Below are 18,308 nucleotides of genomic sequence, written 5' to 3' on the forward strand. Positions count from 1 at the left end.
CGTCCGGCCGGTCAGGCGCCGATCGCCGCCGGCGCCGGCAGCCCGGCCACCCGGGCCCCGTCGTACCGCTCCAGCAGCACCCGCGCCACCTCCGGTGCCGGGCCCAGGACGTCGGCGAGCACGTCCGCCTGGGCCGCGCCCCGCGCGATGCGGTCCGGCAGGAAGCCGGGGGCCAGGACGTACGGGGCGACGGCGACGCGCGCGCAGCCGAGGTCGCGCAGGTCCTGCACCGCCTGCTCGGTGCGGGGAAGGGATGCGGAGGCGAACGCAGGCCGCACGGCGCACCAACCGGTGTGCCGCCACTCCCGCGCGATTTCTGCGATCACTGCGATCGCCTCCGGGTCGGTGGACCCCGCCGAGGCCAGCACGACCCCGGTCGAGGGCTTGTCGGCGGGCGCCAGGCCCGCCTCGTGCAGGCGCCGTTCCAGCGCCGCGAGGAGCAGCGGGGACGGGCCCAGCACCTCGGCCTGGCGGATCCGCAGCCGCGGCGGGGCCTGGGCCAGCACCGCCGGGATGTCCGCCTTGGCGTGGAAGGCGCGGGTCAGCAGCAGCGGGAGGGCGACCACGTCACGCACTCCCTCCGCCGCCAGGGACTCCAGCACCCGCTCCACCGAGGGGACGTTGAAGTCCAGGAAACCGGTCTCCACCCGCAGCTCCGGCCGCAGCGACCGCACCCGCCGCACCAGGGCGTGCACGGTCGCGGCGTGCCGCGGATCGCGGCTGCCGTGGGCGATGACGAGAAGTACCGGACGGTGCATGGTGCGCCTCAGTCCTTCACCAGCAGACCGCGGCTGCGCAGCACCCACCGCTCCAGCGGACTGAAGATCAGCAGGTCGATGGCGATGCCGACGGTCAGGATCAGCAGGATGGCCTCGAAGACCATGGCCATGTCGCTGGCGTTGCGGCCGTTCTCCAGCAGCTGGCCGAGGCCCACGCCGAGGTCCGGGAAGGACGCGATGATCTCCGCGGCCATCAGCGAACGCCAGGAGAACGCCCAGCCCTGCTTCAGGCCCGCCACGTAGCCGGGCAGCGCGGCCGGCAGCACGATGTGCCAGGTGCCCTTCAGGCCCGTCGCGCCGAGCGTGCGGCCGGCCCGCAGGAACAGCGGGGGCACCTGGTCGACGCCGGAGACCAGGCCGTTGGCGATCGACGGGACCGCGCCGAGCAGGATCACCGCGTACATCATCTGGTTGTTCAGGCCCAGCCAGATCACGGCCGGCGGCACCCACGCCACCGACGGCAGGGACTGCAGACCGGACAGGATCGGGCCGATCGCCGCGCGCACGAACCTCACCCGCGCCACCAGCAGCCCCAGCGGGGTGCCGATCAGCAGCGCGAAGAAGAAGCCGAGCAGGCCGCGCGAGACGCTGGTCCAGATGTAGCCGAGCAGCTCGCCCTGGAGCCACGCCTGGTGGACGACGTCCCACACCGCGCCCGGCGAGGGCAGCTTGGTCGGGTCGTCGACGATCCTGAAGGAGACCAGTGCCTGCCACACCGCCAGCACCAGCGCGACGGCGACGACCGGCGGCAGGATCTTCTCGGTGAACGTCCGCCGGAACGGCTTGCGGCCCCTGTGCACCGTCTCCAGCGCGTCCAGCCCCGCTTCCAGACCGGCGAGATCGCCCGGATCCTTGGCGGAGGTCGTGGTGTCAGTGCTGGCCATGGCGGCGGATCTCCCCACGCAGTTCTTCGGTGATCTCGACGGACAACTCCGCCACGGCGGCGTCCTCGATGCGGCGCGGCTGCGGGATGTCGATCGTCCACTGGCGGGCGACGCGTCCCGGGCGGGACGACAGCAGCACCACCCGCTGGGCGAGCCGGACCGCCTCGCGCACGTTGTGCGTGACGAACAGGACGGACAGCTCCGTCTCGTGCCAGATGCGGGTCAGCTCGTCGTGCAGGACGTCACGGGTGATGGCGTCCAGTGCGGCGAACGGCTCGTCCATCAGCAGCAGCCTGCTCTCCTGGGCGAGCGCGCGGGCCATGGCCACGCGCTGGCGCATGCCGCCGGACAGCTCGTGCACCCGCTTGCCGTGCGCGCCCTTCAGCCGGACGAGTTCGAGCAGCTCCTCGGCCCGCCCGCGGCGCTCGTTCTTGGGAACGCCCCTGAGCTTGAGGGCGAGTTCGATGTTCTTGCCCGCGGTCAGCCACGGGAACAGCGCGTGCTCCTGGAACATCAGCGCCGGGCGGCCGTCCGTGGTGATCGTGCCGCCGCTCGGCTCGTCCAGCCCCGCGACGAGGTTCAGCAGTGTGGACTTGCCGCAGCCCGAGGCACCCAGGAGGGTGACGAACTCGCCGGGTGCGACATCGAGGCTGATGTCGTCCAGTACGAGCTGTTGTCCGGCGGGGCCCGCGAACGACTTCGAGACGTGCTCGATCCGGGCGGCGTGCGTGGCCGCCTCGGTGCCGTCGGCGGCCTTGGCGAGGGTCGTGGCCATGGTCGTCACCTCCTGGGAACGGTCGGTATCCGGGGTTCAGCCGACGCCGAGACCGGCGTCGTCGACCGCGGGCTCGCCCTCGGCCTTGAGGATCTTGTTGAGGAGCGTGAGGTCGTAGATGCCCTCGAGGTCGGGGTCGTCCAGCAGCCCGGCCTCGACGGCGTGGTCCGCCTGGGCGGCGAGGGTGGCGGCCAGCGGGTCGTCGGTGACCTGGAGCGACTCCCACGCGGGGTCCAGCACGTTCGCGGGCAGCGCCTTGCCGGCGTCGACCTCGATCTGCTCGTTGGCGGCGGCCTTGGCCTCGTCCGGGTGGGCCTCGATCCACCGGTTGGTCTCGACGGACGCCTTCAGTACGGCCTCGACGGCCTTCGGGTGCTCCTCCAGGAACTTCTGCGACACGATGATGTTCGTGGTGACGAACTTCCTCCCCGGCCACAGCGACGCCTCGTCGAGCAGCACCCTGCCGCCTTCGGCGACCAGCTGGGACGCGGTCGGCTCCGGCACCCACGCGCCGTCGACGGAGCCGGACCGGAAGGCGTTCGGCGTGACCTTGTTGTCGCTGCGGACGAGTGTGACGTCGCCCTTGCCGCTCAGCGGGTCGATCCGCCAGCCCCGCCCGGCGGCCCAGTCGAGGAAGGCCACGTCCTGCGTGTTGCCCAGCTGGGGGGTGGCGATCCGCCTGCCCTCGACGTCCTCGACGGACTTGATCTTCTCCGGGTTCACCACCAGCTTCACCCCGCCGGACGCCGAACCGCCGACGATCCGCAGGTTCTTGCCGTCCGCCTTGGTGTAGCCGTTGATCGCCGGGGACGGACCGATCCAGCCGATGTCGACGGACCCGGAGTTCAGCGCCTCGATCTCGGACGGACCCGCGTTGAACACCGCGTACCTCGCCTCGGTGGCGCCCAACGCCTTCTGGAAGAAGCCCTTGCGGTTGCCCACCAGTGCCGTGGCGTGCGTGACGTTGCCGAAGTAGCCGATCGTGACGGAGTCCAGACCGTCGGTCTTCTTCGCCCCGGGAGCGATCTTCGCCGCACCCCTGTCCTTCGCCTGGGACCCGTAACCGCAGCCGGCGAGGGCCAGCAGCGGGAGGGCGACCAGGACCGCGAGGGCGCGGCGCAGGGCGGTGGTGGCAGGCACGGGAGGGGTTCCTCTCGTCGGCCCGGCGGTCACGGTCTGCCAGGTGCGTCGGTCAGGCCGTGGCCGGGAGGTCGGCAGGTCTTCGGTGGTACGGGGAGCGGGCGCGGCATCCGCGGGTCACCGCGCACATCGGGCCACTCCGCCCTGCCCGCTCCCCAGGGCGCCGCTGCCGACGCGCCCGCCCTCCTTGGCGAAGGTGCCGTAGTAGTCGGTGGGGCGCATGCTCAGAAGTCCCACCCGTCGTCCTCGGCGGCGTCCTTGACGGGCTCCGGGGCGGCGAAGGACTCGCCGACCATGCCCGCGGTGAGGGTGGTGCCGTCGCCGGGGTCGATGAGGATGAACGAACCGGTGCGCCGCGAGTCCGCGTAGGAGTCGGCCGGCAGCGGCTCGGCGGTGCGGATCTTCACCCGTCCGATGTCGTTGGCGACGAGCTGCCCCGGGTGCGGGTGCAGGGACAGGTCGTCGAGCGTCAGCCGGGCCGGGATGTCCTTCACGATCGCCTTGACCGTGCGCGTGCCGTGCTTGAGCAGCACCCGGTGGCCGACGGCCAGCGGCTGGTCGGCGACGTGGCACACGGTGGCCTCGACGTCCTGCGTGGTGGCCGGGGCGTCCTTGCTCGGGACGATCAGGTCGCCGCGGGAGATGTCGATGTCGTCCGCCAGCAGCAGCGTCACCGACTGCGGGGTCCAGGCGATGTCGACGGGCCGGCCCAGCAGGTCGATCCCGGTGATCGTGGTCGTCCGGCCGGACGGCAGCACGGTCACCGCGTCGCCCACCCGGAAGGTGCCGGCGGCGATCTGGCCGGCGTAGCCCCGGTAGTCCGGGTGCTCGGCGTTCTGCGGGCGGATCACGTACTGCACGGGCAGCCGGGCGTGGCAGTGCGCCAGGTCGTGGCTGACCGGGACCGTCTCCAGGTGCTCCAGCACGGTCGGGCCGCCGTACCAGTCCATGTGCGCGGACGGCTCCACCACGTTGTCGCCGACCAGTGCGGAGATCGGTATCGCGGTGACCTCGGGGACGCCCAGTTCGGTCGCGTACGCCGTGAACTCCTCGGCGATGGCGGCGAACACGGACTCCCGGTAGTCGACCAGGTCCATCTTGTTGACGGCGAGGACCACGTGCGGGACGCGCAGCAGGGCGGCGATGGCGGCGTGCCGCCGGGTCTGCTCGACGACGCCGTTGCGGGCGTCGACCAGGACCACCGTCAGCTCGGCCGTGGAGGCGCCGGTGACCATGTTCCGCGTGTACTGCACGTGGCCCGGGGTGTCGGCGAGGATGAACCGGCGCCGCGGCGTGGCGAAGTAGCGGTAGGCCACGTCGATGGTGATGCCCTGCTCGCGCTCGGCCCGCAGCCCGTCGGTCAGCAGGGCGAGGTCGGGGGCGTCCTGGCCGCGGTTGGCCGAGGCCCGCTCCACGGCCTCCAGCTGGTCGGCGAGGACCGACTTGGAGTCGTGCAGCAGCCGGCCCACCAGCGTGGACTTGCCGTCGTCGACGGAACCGGCGGTGGCGAACCGCAGCAGGGTGGTGGCCGAGAGTTCCTCGGTCGTGGCGGTGCTCATCTCTAGAAGTACCCCTCGCGCTTGCGGTCTTCCATCGCGGCCTCGGAGAGCTTGTCGTCGGCGCGGGTGGCGCCGCGCTCGGTGAGCCGGGAGGCGGCGATCTCGGTGATCACCTTGTCGATGGTGTCGGCGTCGGAGTCGACCGCGCCGGTGCAGGACATGTCGCCCACGGTCCGGTACCGCACCAGCCGCTTCTCGACGACCTCGCCGTCCTTCGGGCCGCCCCACTCGCCCGCGGTCAGCCACATGCCGCCGCGCTTGAACACCTCGCGCTCGTGCGCGTAGTAGATCTCCGGCAGCTCGATGTCCTCCCGGGCGATGTACTGCCACACGTCCAGCTCGGTCCAGTTGGACAGCGGGAAGACGCGGACGTGCTCGCCGGGCGCGTGGCGGCCGTTGTAGAGGTTCCACAGCTCGGGGCGCTGACGGCGCGGGTCCCACTGGGAGAACTCGTCGCGCAGCGAGAACACCCGCTCCTTCGCCCGCGCCTTCTCCTCGTCCCGGCGGCCGCCGCCGAAGACGGCGTCGAACCTCTCGCTCTGGATCTTCTCGGTGAGCGGCAGGGTCTGCAGCGGGTTGCGGGTGCCGTCCGGGCGCTCCTTGAGCACCCCGCGGTCGATGTAGTCCTGCACGGAGGCGACGTGCAGGCGCAGCCCGTGCCGGGCGACCGTGCGGTCACGGTAGTCGAGGACCTCGGGGAAGTTGTGCCCGGTGTCCACGTGCAGCAGCGCGAACGGCACCGGCGCCGGCGTGAACGCCTTCAGCGCCAGGTGCAGCATGACGATGGAGTCCTTGCCGCCGGAGAACAGGATCACCGGGTTCTCGAACTCGCCCGCCACCTCGCGGAAGATGTGCACCGCCTCCGACTCGAGGGCGTCCAGGTGGGAGAGGGCGTACGGGCTGTCCGTACCCTCCCGCAGCGCGGCCACGGTGGTCATGCCAGTCCCCTTTCGCTGAGCAGGGCGTGCACCGACGCCGCGGACTCCTGCACGGTCTGGTTCTGGGACTCGATCCGCAGATCGGGCGCCTCGGGCTCCTCGTACGGGTCGTCCACCCCGGTGAGCCCGGTGAGTTCGCCCGCGGCCTGCTTGGCGTACAGGCCCTTCACGTCCCGCACGGAGCACACCTCGACCGGGGTCGCCACGTGCACCTCGACGTACGGCGTGCCGTTCGCCTCGTGCCGCTTGCGGACCGCGTCCCGGCTGTCGGCGTACGGCGCGATCACCGGGACGAGCGCGGTGACGCCGTTGCGGGCGAGCAGTTCGGCGACGAAACCGATGCGCTGGACGTTGGTGTGCCGGTCCTCGCGGCTGAAGCCGAGGCCCGCGGAGAGGAACTCGCGGATCTCGTCGCCGTCGAGCACCTCGACCCGGCGGCCCTGCTCGCGCAGCCGGCCGGCCAGCTCGTGGGCGATGGTGGTCTTGCCGGCGCTCGGCAGACCCGTGAGCCAGACGGTGGCTCCGGTCGTCACGTAAGTCTCCTGAGGGGTCGTCATGGTCAGCCGTGCAGCCCGCACTCGGTCTTGGCGCGGCCCGCCCAGCGTCCGGCCCGGGCGTCCTCGCCCTCCAGCACGCGGCGGGTGCAGGGGGCGCAGCCGACGGAGGCGTAGCCGTCCATCAGCAGCGGGTTGGTGAGCACGCCGTGCTCGGCGACGTAGGCGTCCACGTCGTCCTGGGTCCAGCGGGCGATGGGGGAGATCTTGACCTTCTGCCGCTTCTCGTCCCAGCCGACGACCGGGGTGTTCGCCCGGGTCGGGGACTCGTCGCGGCGCAGGCCGGTCGCCCACGCCTGGTAGCCCTTCAGACCCTCCTCCAGCGGCTGCACCTTGCGCAGCCTGCAGCACAGGTCGGGGTCGCGGTCGTGCAGCTTCGGTCCGTACCGGGCGTCCTGCTCGGCCACCGTCTGGCGCGGGGTCAGCGTGATGACGTTGACGTCCATCACGGCCTCCACCGCGTCCCGGGTGCCGATGGTCTCCGGGAAGTGGTAGCCGGTGTCGAGGAACACCACGTCGACGCCGGGCAGGGCGCGCGAGGCGAGGTGGGCGACCACCGCGTCCTCCATGGAGGAGGTCACGCAGAAGCGCTTGCCGAACGTCTCGGCCGCCCACCGGAGGATCTCCGGCGCGGAGGCGTCCTCCAGGTCCCGGCCCGCCTGCTCGGCGAGCGCCTTCAACTCCTCGGCACTGCGCTCTTCCTGAACCGCCGTCATGTCCGGTCCCCTCCCGTGTCGGATCGCTCAGGACCCCGGGCCAGCAGCCCGAGGAACTTCAGCCGAAAGGCTCGGTTGCACGCCCCGCACTCCCAGGCGCCATGTCCTTCCTCGCTGGGCCGCAGGTCCTCGTCGCCGCAGTAGGGGCAGTAGAAGGGCGCCGCGCGCTCGCTCACGACAGGGCCTCCTCGGAGGCCCGCGTGACCCACGTGGCGAACCGCTCGCCGTCCTCGCGCTCCGCCTGGAAGCGCTTGAGCACCCGCTCGATGTAGTCCGGCAGCTCGTCCGCGGTGACCTTCAGACCGCGCACCTTGCGGCCGAAGCCCGCCTGGAGGCCGAGGGCGCCGCCGAGGTGCACCTGGTAGCCCTCGACCTGCTCTCCCCGGTCGTCGAGGACCAGCTGGCCCTTGAGACCGATGTCCGCCACCTGGATGCGGGCGCAGGCGTTCGGGCAGCCGTTGAGGTTGATGGTGATCGGCTCGTCGAAGTCCGGGATGCGGCGCTCCAGTTCGTCGATCAGCGAGGCGCCGCGCGCCTTGGTCTCGACGATGGCGAGCTTGCAGAACTCGATGCCGGTGCAGGCCATGGTGCCGCGCCGGAACGGGGAGGGCCTGGCGCTCAGGTCCAGCGCCTCCAGGGCGTCGACGAGCGAGTCGACCTGGTCCTCCGTCACGTCCAGGATGATCATCTTCTGCTCGACGGTGGTGCGCACCCGGCCCGAGCCGTGCGCCTCCGCGAGGTCGGCGATCTTGGTGAGCGTGGTGCCGTCGACGCGGCCGACGCGCGGGGCGAAGCCGACGTAGAAGCGGCCGTCCTTCTGCCGGTGCACACCGATGTGGTCGCGCCAGCGGGACACCGGCTCGGCGGGCGCCGGCCCGTCGATCAGCTTCCGCTTGAGGTACTCGTCCTCCAGCACCTGGCGGAACTTCTCCGCACCCCAGTCGGCGACCAGGAACTTCAGCCGCGCCCGGTTGCGCAGCCGGCGGTAGCCGTAGTCGCGGAAGATCGACAGCACGCCCTCGTAGACGTCCGGGACGTCCTCCAGCGACACCCAGGTGCCCAGCCGCACGCCCAGCTTGGGGTTGGTGGACAGCCCGCCGCCGACCCACAGGTCGAAGCCCGGCCCGTGCTCGGGGTGACGGACGCCGACGAACGCGACGTCGTTGATCTCGTGCACCACGTCCAGCACCGGCGAACCGGAGATCGCGGTCTTGAACTTCCGGGGGAGGTTCGAGTAGGCCTTGTTGCCCAGTACCCGGCGCTTCATCTCCTCCAGCGCCGGCGTGCCGTCGATGATCTCGTCCTCGGCGATGCCCGCCACCGGTGAGCCGATCATCACGCGCGGGGTGTCGCCGCAGGCGGTGACCGTGGACAGGCCGACAGCCTCCAGCCGGTTCCAGATCTCGGGCACGTCCTCGATCCGGATCCAGTGGTACTGGACGTTCTGCCGGTCGGTGATGTCCGCGGTGCCCCGCGCGAACTCCTGCGAGATCTCACCGATCACCCGCAGCTGCCGGGTGGTCAGCGCCCCGCCGTCGATGCGCACCCGCAGCATGAAGTACTCGTCGTCCAGCTCTTCCGGCTCCAGGATCGCGGTCTTGCCGCCGTCGATCCCGGGCTTGCGCTGGGTGTACAGGCCCCACCAGCGCATCCGGCCGCGCAGGTCGTTGGGGTCGATCGAGTCGAACCCCCGCTTGGAGTAGATCGTCTCAATGCGTGTCCGCACATTGAGACCGTCGTCGTCCTTCTTGAACTGCTCGTTGCCGTTGAGCGGGGTGAAGTGCCCCGCGGCCCACTGACCCTCGCCGCGGTGACGGCTCACCTTGCGGCGGGGAGTCGCGGCGGCAGGCTTCTGCGCGGCGGCAGGCTTCTGCGGGGTGGCGGCCATGGTTGATACGTCCTTCGGGACAGCGATGGATAGGGTCGGCGCGGAGCGCCGTCGATGAGGGGTGGGGGTCGGGCGGCGGGCGGGAGGCTCTGACCTGCGCATACGGGCGCACGGTGAAGATGCGCGTCATTGCGCGGGGAGTGAAGCGGGGAAGGGGTGTCGGGCGCTGCTGGGTGCTCTCAGCGCGCCGGACAGATGGCGCTGGACATGCGGCCGAGGTCGACGTGCCGCCGACTCACCAAGGCGGTTCCAGTTCCAGGCATGGCGGAAGCGTGGCACGGCGATCTGGACACAGTCCAGCTTCATCCGAAATATGGACACCCTTGTCTCACCATCGGAGACAAGGGTGTCCTTGGTCACAAGCGGCGCGTGCGGTGTCGTCCGCGCTGATCGGCGGAGGTACGCCCCGGCACGGGTGTCAGGCGGGGTGGGCCCCCGGCCACGGGCCCGGCGTGGCCACCTCGGGCTCCTCCTCTACCTTGGTGTCGAACAGCCTGAAGCCCCGCCGCCGGTAGTTGTCCAGGGCGTACTCGCCGTCCTTGCTGCACGTGTGCAGCCACACCCGCGTGGTCGGCTTCACCCCCGGCCAGCGCTCCGCCAGGTCCCAGGCGCGGGCGGTGCCGTACGACAGCAGGTGCCCGCCGATGCGCCGGCCGCGGAAGGCGGCGACGAGACCGAAGTAGACGATCTCCACGACCCCGTCGTCCTGGGCCTCCAGCTCCACGTACCCCGCGGGCGTCCCGCGGTCGTAGGCCACCCAGGTCTCCACGCCGGGCCGGTCCAGGTGCTCCAGCCACCGGGCGTACGTCCAGCCCAGCCGGTCGGTCCAGCGGATGTCGCCGCCGACCGAGGCGTACAGGAAGCGGCTGAACTCGGGCGAGGGCACCTCGGAACGGACGACCCGCACGTCCCCCTCGGGCACGGCGGCCGGAAGGAGGTCGGTGGGCGCGGTCTGCTCCAGGGACCAGGTGGTCACGGCGATGGTCGTCATGTCCGAAAGGGAACCACCCGGCACGGAGTCCTGTCGAACGCCCGCCCGGTCCGCGGGACGGCCGGCGCGGCACGTCCCGGTCCGCGAAGCGCTTCAGTCCAGGGAACGGTCGACCGAGGCCAGCGGCAGGGCGAACAGCGTCCGGCCGGACTGGGACCAGACCTCGCCCGTCCCCTGCCAGTAGGACAGGGACGCCGCCCGGCCGCTCCAGCAGCGGTGCGTCTCGTCCGCCCCGCACCGGGTGGGCCGGGCCCCGTCCGTGTCCTGCCGCCACAACGAGCCGCGCTCGTCCGGCGTCCCGGTCATCCGGCCCAGGTACCAGCCCGACCGGTGCGACAGCACGCTGCGCACATCGGTCAGCTCCGTCTCGTACGCCTCGACCGCGTCCGCCCGCGACACCGGGTCCGTGGCCAGCAGGCCCGCCCGGTCCGGGGCGTCGCTGAACGCGTACCGCCACAGCCGGGTCGGCCCGTCGTGGTCCTCGGGCACCGCCTCGTGCGCGACCAGGCTGTCCGGTGCGGTGGAGCGGTCCAGGGAGATGCCGCCCGGCCGCGGGGCGTCCGCACCGGCCGTCCGGTAGGAGGCGACGGCCGGCAGCACGTACCGTGCCCCGGCCGCCGACCAGCCGCCGGGCACGCGCCCGACCGGCAGGCCGTCCACGGTGGCCCGCAGCACCTGGTCCACGTCGTACACGTACAGCGCGCCGCTCTCGCCCCGCCCGGCGGTGACCAGCAGTTTGTCCTGGTACCAGACCATGCCGGACACGGGGGAGGCGAGCCCGCGGTAGTCCCGGCCGCCCTCCACCGGAACGGCCAGCAGGACCCAGGTGTAGCGGAGGGCGGCGGGATCGCCGGCGTCGACGAAGGCGACGCGGGCGAGCCCGCGCCCGACGGCGGCGGTGCCGCCCTGCGCCTCCGCGTCCTCCGCGTCCTGCGTGCCCTCGTGGCTCCAGCCGGAGAGGATCACCCGGTGCTCGCCCCAGCGGCCGTCGTCGTCCGCGTCCCCGGAGGTGGTGACCGCGCCGGACCGCCAGCCGTCGGTGTCGGTGCCGGTCCAGCAGTACGCCCGGGTGGCGGCCGGCTCGACCGGCAGGGCCCGCCTGTCGTCGGCCGGACAGTCCTCCGCGTCGCGCAGGGCGCCGTCGGGGTCGGCCAGCACGGCACCGACGCCGACGGGCCCGCCCGTCCCGGAGGAGAGCCGGTCGAGCCAGTCCCGTGGGACCTCGTGCTCGGTCAGCCGCAGCGGCGCGGTCTCGGCGGACGCGGTGAGCGGTTCCAGGGCCCCCGGGTCGTCGGCGTCGGTGGCCTGGGAGGTGCTGATCATGGTGGCCGCCGCGGTGAGCGCGAGAGCGGTTCCGGCCAGCGCGGCCCGCAGCGCCCTGCCCCGTCTGCGCCGACGGTGCCTGCCGCGATGCTTCATGACGTCCTCCCGAGACGTGCCAACTGCGTCCGGTGAGCCGAGGGTTGGCCGTGGAGCAGATGGGGTGGCCCGTACCGGGATGCTACGGCAGGTGAGCGTCGCGAGGGACGAAGACCCCGCAAATGTGCGGAAGCCGCGGCCTTCTGGGGGAGGAGGTGAGCATGTGGGTGGGGTGGCCTACGGCTCCGCCGCCCCCGTCCGCCGCCCGCTCAGCGCCGGGGCCGTCGAGTGGGGGAGCAGGTCACGGGGGTCGTCCGGGAGGAGGACGTCGACCTCGGCGTTCTCCGCGAAACGGTACGGACGGTGGTCCAGGAGGCTGCCCAGATAGCGCCGGACCCGGGACATCTCCGCACGCACCGTCACCGTGCGGGCCGGGTCGCCGAAGACGTCCTGGGCCAGCCCGGCGGCGCTGCGCCCCGCGCGGTGCACGGCCAGCAGGTACAGCAACTCGGCGTGCCGCGGACTCAGTTCCCGCGTCCACGAGCCCGCGTCGCCGGAGACCTCCACCGACCAGCGGCGCGGCCCCCTGAGGTCCAGCACGATCCGGGTCGCGTCGCGCGCCACCGGTTCGTCCGCCGCCCGCACCAGCCAGCCCCCGGCCAGCGGCTCCAGCGAGCACCGCCCCAGCGCCGGCAGCCACCGCATCCCCGGCGACACCGACCCGGGCAGAGCCAGCCGCCGCGTGTACGGCATCCCGGTGACCGCCGCCGTCCACCCGTGCCGGTCCACGACCAGGGCCCGCCCGCTCGTCCGGGCCAGCACCGGCGCCGCCACCGCGCGCAGCCGCTCCAGCGACTCCAGGTGCATCTCCCGCAGCCGGGCCTCGGCCAGCTTGGCCACCGAGTCGACCCAGGCCAGCGTGGCCGGGTGCATCGTCTCCAGCGGACCGCTCACGTCCACCACGCCGATCAGCCGCCCGTCCCGGGGGTCCGTCAGCGGCGCCCCGGCACAGGTCCAGGCGGCGTGCGAGCGCACGAAGTGCTCGGAGGCGAAGACCTGCACCGGCTGCCGGGTCACCGCCGGCGTGCCCACCCCGTTGGTGCCGACGACGTCCTCGCGCCAGTCCGCGCCGATCTCGAAGCCCAGCCCGTCGGCCTTGCGCAGCACCGGCGCGCTGCCCTCCCGCCACAGCACCCGGCCCTCCTCGTCGGCCACCACCATGATGTGGTGGGCGACGTCCGCGACCGACAGCAGCCCCTCCCGCAGCACCGGCAGCACGTGCCGCAGCCTCGAGGACTCCCGCCGCCGCTGCACCTCCGCACGGGACAGCAGCCCGCTGCGGACGTCGCGGTCCGGGTCGACGCCGCGGCGCAGCATCCGCTCCCAGGACTGCCCGATCACCGGGCGGGGCGCCACGGGCGCGCGCTGTCCGGCGAGCGCGGCGGAGCGGACCTCGCTCAGCACCCGGGCCGCGCGCGTCGTGTCGACGGCGGCCAGGCGCGTCACGTCCATCGGCGAGAGCGCCACCGGTCCTCCCGGGGAAGGGCTCGGAGGCCGGCCGTCCGCACGACCCGCCGGCCGCACCCCCGAGATCCGTTCTTGACTGTCGGTCTCATACTGCCGTCTGCCCCCGGCCGAGGAGCTCGGTACGGTCACGGCGGCAGCAAGTTGCAACCCCCTGCAACCCTGGTGGACGGCCCCGCGGTGTTTGAAACTTGAGCGACGCCGTCCCGAGCGGCGTCCACGGCTCGTAAGGGGCCCGTGTGGCGGGGGTGGTGCCGTGTCGGCGCAGCACCACCCCCGCGTCGCACCGCCGCCCCGGGAAACCCGTGCCGCCTCAGGACACCGGCCGGGCCCGCTCCACCACCGACGCCAGGTCCAGCGTGTGCGGCAGCGTCCCGAAGGCCGCGCCGCCGTCCCCGCCCAGCCGCGCCGCACAGAACGCGTCCGCCACCTCCGGCGGCGCGTACCGCACCAGCAGCGCCCCCTGGAGCACCAGCGCCAGCCGCTCCACCAGTCGCCGCGCCCGCCCCTCGACGCCCTCCAGGTCCGCCAGTTCGGTCAGCAGGTCCTTGATCGCGGCGTCCAGCCGGTGATCGGCCCCGCGTGCCTGTCCGACCTCCCGCAGGTACGCGTCCAGCGCCGCCGGCTCCCGGCGCAGCGCCCGCAGCACGTCCAGCGCCTGGACGTTGCCCGCGCCCTCCCAGATCGAGTTCAGCGGCGACTCGCGCACCAGCCGGGGCATCCCCGACTCCTCGACGTACCCGTTGCCGCCCAGGCACTCCGCCGCCTCCACCGCGAGAGGCGCGCACCGCTTGGTCACCCAGTACTTGGCCGCCGGCACCGCGATCCGCAGCAGCGCCCGCTCCTGCTCGCCGTCGTCGTCGTACGCGGCGGCGAGCCGCAGCGCCAGCGTGGTGGCCGCCTCCGACTCCAGCGCGAGATCCGCGAGCACGTTGCGCATCAGCGGCTTGTCGACGAGCCTCCCGCCGAACGCCTCCCGGTACGTGCAGTGGTGGACCGCCTGCGCCACGGCCTGCCGCATCAGCCCCGCCGAACCCAGCACGCAGTCGAGCCGGGTCGCCGCCACCATCCCGATGATGGTGCGCACCCCGCGCCCCTCCTCCCCGACCCGGCGCGCCCACGTCCCGGCGAACTCGACCTCGGCGGAGGCGTTGGACCGGTTGCCCAGCTTGTCCTTGAGCCGCTGGATGAGGAACACGTTGCGCGTGCCGTCCGCCAGCACGCGCGGGACCAGGAAGCACGTGAGGCCCCCGGGCGCCTGTGCCAGCACCAGGAAGGCGTCCGACATGGGCGCCGAACAGAACCACTTGTGCCCGGTCAGCTCGTACGCGCCGTCCTCGGCCAGCGGCCGGGCGGCCGTCGTGTTCGCCCGCACGTCGCTGCCGCCCTGCTTCTCCGTCATCCCCATCCCGAACAGGGCACCGGGCTTCTGCCCGGCGGGCCGCAGCTCACGGTCGTAGACCACCGAGGTCAGCCGGGGTTCCCACTCCGCCGCCAGGGCCGGGTCCGTGCGCAGGGCGGGGACCGCCGCGTGGGTCATCGACAGCGGGCAGCCGTTGCCCGCCTCCACCTGCGTCCACACCAGGAACGCCGCCGCCCGCCGCACGTGCCCGCCCGGCCGCCCCCAGGCCGCCGTCAGCCCCGCCGAGACGCCCTTGCCGAGCAGCCGGTGCCAGGACGGATGGAAGTCGACCTCGTCGATCCGGTGACCGTAGCGGTCGTGGGTGCGCAGCCGCGGCGGATGCTCGTTGGCCAGCACCCCCCACTCCTGCACCTGCGCGGACCCGGCGGTCCGCCCGAGCGCCGACAGCTCGGAGAGGCCCTCGTCCAGCACGTCCGGATCCAGGTGCCGCCCGACCGCCTCCACCAGGGCGCGGTCGGCGCCGAACACGTCGTACTGCACCAGCGGCGGAGCCTGGTTGGTCACGGTGTGCGTGGTGCCTGCCATGCGACGAACGTACCCCGCGGCGGACCTGCCGCACCCGACGATTCCGCCTGGGGTGAGTGCGACCAGGCACGACGGATACCTTTAGGGCGTGCAGCCAGCAAGTGAAACCCCCGACACGCCCTCCGGCCGCCTCCACCGGGCCCGGGCCCTCTACCGGAACGTCTCCAAACGCAGGACCGCCTGGCTGCTGCTCAAGGACACCGTCAACTCGTGCATGGAGTACCGCATCCTGGGCCTGGCGGCCGAGGCGGCGTTCTTCACGCTGCTGTCGGTGCCCCCGCTGCTGCTCAGCATGATCGGCCTGCTCGGCTACGTCGACGCCTGGACCGGCGCCGACACCATCCAGAGCCTGCAGCACAACCTCCTGGAGGCCTCCCGCACGGTGCTGTCCGACCGGGGCGTGAAGCAGATCGCGGAGCCGATCCTGGCGGACGTGATGAAGGGCGGCCGGCCCGACGTCATCTCCCTCGGCTTCCTGATCGCCGTGTGGTCCGGCTCCCGCGCGGTGAACGTCTTCATCGACACCATCACCGTCATGTACGGCCTCGACGGGGTGCGGGGCATCGTCAAGACCCGGCTGCTGGCCTTCCTGCTGTTCATCGTGGCCCTGCTGATCGGCTCGGTCGCGCTGCCGCTGATGGTGGCCGGCCCGGACGCGGTCGTGCGGATCGTGCCCTGGTCGACGACGCTCGTCCAGATCCTGTACTGGCCGGTCGTGATCCTGCTGTCCGTCGCCTTCCTGACCACGCTGTACCACGTCTCCGTGCCCGTGCGCTCCCCGTGGATCGAGGACGTGCCCGGTGCGCTGGTCGCCCTCGCCATGTGGGTGCTGGGCAGCTTCCTGCTGCGGATCTACCTGACCAACACGGTGGAGGGTCCCACCATCTACGGCTCCCTCGCGGCCCCCGTCGCCGTCCTGCTGTGGATCGGCGTGTCCGCGTTCGCCGTCCTCGTCGGCGCCGCGGTCAACGCGGCCATCGACCGGGTCTGGCCGGCCGCGGCGACGGCCGCGGCCCGCGAGGCCAACGAGCGGCTGCGCCAGGCCCAGGTCGCCGAGTACGTCGCCCGCACCGCCGCCGCGGCCGGCGAGGCCGACCCCGACATGCCCTCCGAGTTCCCCGAACGCTGGTCCCGCTTCCTGCCGCCGGAGGACGTCACGGCACGGCTGCGCGCCCACGTGAAGACCACCCACCAGAGGAACGGGGAGGGGCCGTCGGACGAGGAGGGGTGAGGCACCGGCCCCTCCCGGCCGGTGTCATTCCCCCCAGGTGCCGGCCGCCGCCCCCTCCCGCACGAAGCCGGCGAAGTCCCGCGGCTCCCGCCCCAGCACCCGCCGCACCCCGTCCTCCAGGTGCGCGTTGCGGCCGTCGAGCAGGGTCTCGAACACCCCGGTGAGGAAGGCCGCCTCCCGCGGCGGCACCCCGAAGCCGAGCAGCGCCTCGCCGTAGTCGCGCGCCGGCACCGCCCGGTACGCCAGCGGGCGTCCCGTCGCCGCGGCGATCTCCGCGACCGCCTCCCCGAACGTCAGCAGCCGGGGTCCCGTCACGGTGAGCGTCCGCCCCGCGTACCGCTCCCCGTCCGTCAGCGCGGCCACCACCACCTCCGCGACGTCCCGCACGTCCACGAACGGCTCGCGCACCTCACCGGCCGGGAACACCAGCTCCCCGCGCCGCAGCTCCGCCGCCAGCGGGCCCTCGCTGAAGTTCTGCGCGAACCAGGCGGCCCGCACGACCGTCCAGTCCGCCCCCGACGCCCGCAGCGCCTCCTCGGTGGGCAGCGCCTGGTCCTCGCCCCGCGCGGACAGCAGCACCAGCCGCCGCACGCCGAGGGCGAGCGCCTCGCGGGCGAGGCCGCCGACCGCCTCGGCGGTGCCGGGGGCGCCCACGTCCGAGGGGTGGACGAGGTAGGCGGCGTCGGCCCCGCGCAGGGCGCCCGCCCAGGTCGAACGGTCGCCCCAGTCGAACCCGGTCGCCCGCGACGCCGCCCGCACGGTGAACCCCGCCGCCCCGGCCGCCCGCGCCACCCGGCTCCCGGTGCGCCCGGAGGCGCCCGTGACGACCACGGTCAGGTCCTTCGCGTCCTTCACGGCCTTCGCACCCTCGGTGCCGTTCGTCTCCTGTGTCATGCGGACCAGTCAACTGCCGTCCGCCGCGGGGGGACATCGCCGAGCGGCTCATCCCCATGCGCCTGCGTCTACGCTGCCCCCATGGACGCTCTCACCGGCCTGCTGGAAGGCCCCCGTGCGCGGGGCGCGTTCATGATCAGGGCGTGTTTCGACCCGCCGTGGGCGATCCGCGTGGAGGACGAGGCGCCGCTGACGGTGATGCTGGTGGTCCGCGGTGCGGCGTGGATCCTGCCGGACCGGGGCGACCGGCTCCGCCTGGGGCCGGGCGACCTCGCCTTCGCCCGCGGCCCGGACCCGTACACCTGCGCCGACGCCCCCGGCACGGCGCCCCAGGCGCTGATCCTGCCGGGCGGGGAGTGCCACTACCCCGACGGGCGCCCCCTCAACGGCGTCATGGACCTCGGCGTCCGCACCTGGGGCGACCGGCCGGACGGCGGGACGGTGCTGCTGATCGGCACCTACCAGATGCGCGGCGAGATCGGCGGCCGGCTGCTGGACGCCCTGCCTCCCCTGCTCTCCCTCACCGCCGACGTGTGGGACTGCCCCCTCACCCCGCTCCTCACGGAGGAGGTCGTGCGCGACGCACCCGGCCAGGAGGTCGTCCTGGACCGGCTGCTCGACCTGCTGGTCATCACCGCGCTGCGGGCCTGGTTCGCCCGGCCGGAGGCGCAACCGCCCGCCTGGTACCGGGCCCGGGCGGACCCGGTCGTCGGCCCTGTGCTGCGCCTGCTCCAGGACCACCCCGCGCACCCCTGGACGGTCGCCGCGCTCGCCGCGAAGGCCGGGGTCTCCCGCGCCGCCCTGGCCCGCCGCTTCACGGAGCTCGTCGGCGAACCCCCGATGACGTACCTCACCGGCTGGCGCCTCGCCCTCGCCGCGGACCGGCTGCGCGACACCGACGACACGATCGGCGCGATCGCCCGCCAGGTCGGCTACGGCAGCGCGTTCGCCCTGTCCACGGCCTTCAAACGGACGTACGGGGTCAGCCCGCAGGACTGGCGGACGCGGCCGGCCTAGGCCTTCCGGCCGCGCGTCCGCGCGGTCCGACGACTCACCGGCGCAACCGGACGGCCGTCCGGGTCGTCCCCTGTCGGTGACCGTCGGCGATCGACGGGACCTGGGGCGTCG

Annotated in this window: 18 protein-coding genes; 2 read left to right on the plus strand and 16 right to left on the minus strand. The window is 73.2% G+C overall.

Going from position 1 to position 18,308, the window contains the following annotated elements:
- Positions 1–11: 11 nt before the first annotated feature.
- The 15 genes from FHS37_RS13880 to FHS37_RS13950 all read right to left on the minus strand — a co-directional run bounded on the left by FHS37_RS13880 (position 12) and on the right by FHS37_RS13950 (position 15,055).
- Positions 12–758, minus strand: a complete 747-nt coding sequence (locus FHS37_RS13880; protein WP_184820803.1) for a sirohydrochlorin chelatase — start codon at positions 756–758, stop codon at positions 12–14.
- A gap of 8 nt (positions 759–766) precedes the next feature.
- A complete protein-coding gene (locus FHS37_RS13885; protein ID WP_184820805.1) occupies positions 767–1,663 on the minus strand; it encodes an ABC transporter permease in 897 nt (298 codons plus the stop codon).
- Positions 1,650–2,438: an ABC transporter ATP-binding protein gene (locus FHS37_RS13890; protein ID WP_184820807.1), complete on the minus strand. Its 789-nt coding sequence runs from the start codon at positions 2,436–2,438 to the stop codon at positions 1,650–1,652. The genes FHS37_RS13885 and FHS37_RS13890 overlap by 14 nt, the downstream gene beginning before the upstream one ends.
- A 36-nt stretch (positions 2,439–2,474) precedes the next feature.
- Positions 2,475–3,578, minus strand: a complete 1,104-nt coding sequence (locus FHS37_RS13895; RefSeq protein ID WP_184820809.1) for an aliphatic sulfonate ABC transporter substrate-binding protein — start codon at positions 3,576–3,578, stop codon at positions 2,475–2,477.
- A 224-nt stretch (positions 3,579–3,802) separates the two neighbouring features.
- Positions 3,803–5,137, minus strand: coding sequence for a sulfate adenylyltransferase subunit 1 (locus FHS37_RS13905; protein WP_184820813.1), 1,335 nt, complete (start codon positions 5,135–5,137; stop codon positions 3,803–3,805).
- Between the two features lie 2 nt (positions 5,138–5,139).
- Positions 5,140–6,075 (minus strand): sulfate adenylyltransferase subunit CysD, encoded by a 936-nt coding sequence (gene cysD / locus FHS37_RS13910; RefSeq protein WP_184820815.1) that lies wholly within the window; start codon positions 6,073–6,075, stop codon positions 5,140–5,142.
- Positions 6,072–6,608, minus strand: a complete 537-nt coding sequence (cysC, locus tag FHS37_RS13915) for an adenylyl-sulfate kinase (protein ID WP_229889839.1) — start codon at positions 6,606–6,608, stop codon at positions 6,072–6,074. The genes cysD and cysC overlap by 4 nt, the downstream gene beginning before the upstream one ends.
- Positions 6,609–6,634: 26 nt before the next feature.
- Entirely contained in the window at positions 6,635–7,345 is a 711-nt protein-coding gene (locus tag FHS37_RS13920) for a phosphoadenylyl-sulfate reductase (protein WP_184820819.1), read from the minus strand.
- On the minus strand, positions 7,342–7,521 hold the full coding sequence (locus FHS37_RS13925) for a hypothetical protein (RefSeq protein WP_184820821.1): 180 nt from the start codon (positions 7,519–7,521) through the stop codon (positions 7,342–7,344). The genes FHS37_RS13920 and FHS37_RS13925 overlap by 4 nt, the downstream gene beginning before the upstream one ends.
- Positions 7,518–9,233 carry a nitrite/sulfite reductase gene (locus FHS37_RS13930; RefSeq protein ID WP_184820823.1) on the minus strand — a complete coding sequence of 572 codons (1,716 nt, stop codon included), beginning with the start codon at positions 9,231–9,233 and terminating at the stop codon, positions 7,518–7,520. The genes FHS37_RS13925 and FHS37_RS13930 overlap by 4 nt, the downstream gene beginning before the upstream one ends.
- Before the next feature lie 179 nt (positions 9,234–9,412).
- Positions 9,413–9,496, minus strand: a complete 84-nt coding sequence (locus FHS37_RS40750; RefSeq protein ID WP_311136957.1) for a putative leader peptide — start codon at positions 9,494–9,496, stop codon at positions 9,413–9,415.
- A gap of 155 nt (positions 9,497–9,651) precedes the next feature.
- A complete protein-coding gene (locus FHS37_RS13935; RefSeq protein WP_184820825.1) occupies positions 9,652–10,224 on the minus strand; it encodes a GNAT family N-acetyltransferase in 573 nt (190 codons plus the stop codon).
- A 93-nt stretch (positions 10,225–10,317) separates the two neighbouring features.
- Positions 10,318–11,643 (minus strand): hypothetical protein, encoded by a 1,326-nt coding sequence (locus FHS37_RS13940; protein ID WP_184820827.1) that lies wholly within the window; start codon positions 11,641–11,643, stop codon positions 10,318–10,320.
- A gap of 177 nt (positions 11,644–11,820) precedes the next feature.
- Positions 11,821–13,095 (minus strand): GAF domain-containing protein, encoded by a 1,275-nt coding sequence (locus tag FHS37_RS13945; RefSeq protein WP_184820835.1) that lies wholly within the window; start codon positions 13,093–13,095, stop codon positions 11,821–11,823.
- A 325-nt stretch (positions 13,096–13,420) separates the two neighbouring features.
- Entirely contained in the window at positions 13,421–15,055 is a 1,635-nt protein-coding gene (locus tag FHS37_RS13950) for an acyl-CoA dehydrogenase family protein (protein ID WP_184820837.1), read from the minus strand.
- An 88-nt stretch (positions 15,056–15,143) separates the two neighbouring features.
- Between FHS37_RS13950 and FHS37_RS13955 the strand changes: the two genes are divergently transcribed.
- Complete coding sequence (locus FHS37_RS13955; RefSeq protein WP_184820839.1) at positions 15,144–16,286, plus strand: YihY/virulence factor BrkB family protein; 1,143 nt, start codon at positions 15,144–15,146, stop codon at positions 16,284–16,286.
- Positions 16,287–16,310: 24 nt separating this feature from the next.
- Here the strand turns inward: FHS37_RS13955 and FHS37_RS13960 are convergent, their stop codons facing one another.
- The gene (locus FHS37_RS13960) at positions 16,311–17,180 is read right to left on the minus strand and encodes an NmrA family NAD(P)-binding protein (RefSeq protein WP_184820841.1); all 870 of its coding nucleotides are present in this window, start codon (positions 17,178–17,180) and stop codon (positions 16,311–16,313) included.
- Positions 17,181–17,261: 81 nt separating this feature from the next.
- Here FHS37_RS13960 and FHS37_RS13965 point away from each other — a divergent pair, with 81 nt between their 5' ends.
- Complete coding sequence (locus FHS37_RS13965) at positions 17,262–18,197, plus strand: AraC family transcriptional regulator (protein WP_184820843.1); 936 nt, start codon at positions 17,262–17,264, stop codon at positions 18,195–18,197.
- Positions 18,198–18,308 lie beyond the last annotated feature (111 nt).

The organism is Streptomyces griseomycini (assembly GCF_014203535.1).
Taxonomy (GTDB): domain Bacteria; phylum Actinomycetota; class Actinomycetes; order Streptomycetales; family Streptomycetaceae; genus Streptomyces; species Streptomyces griseomycini.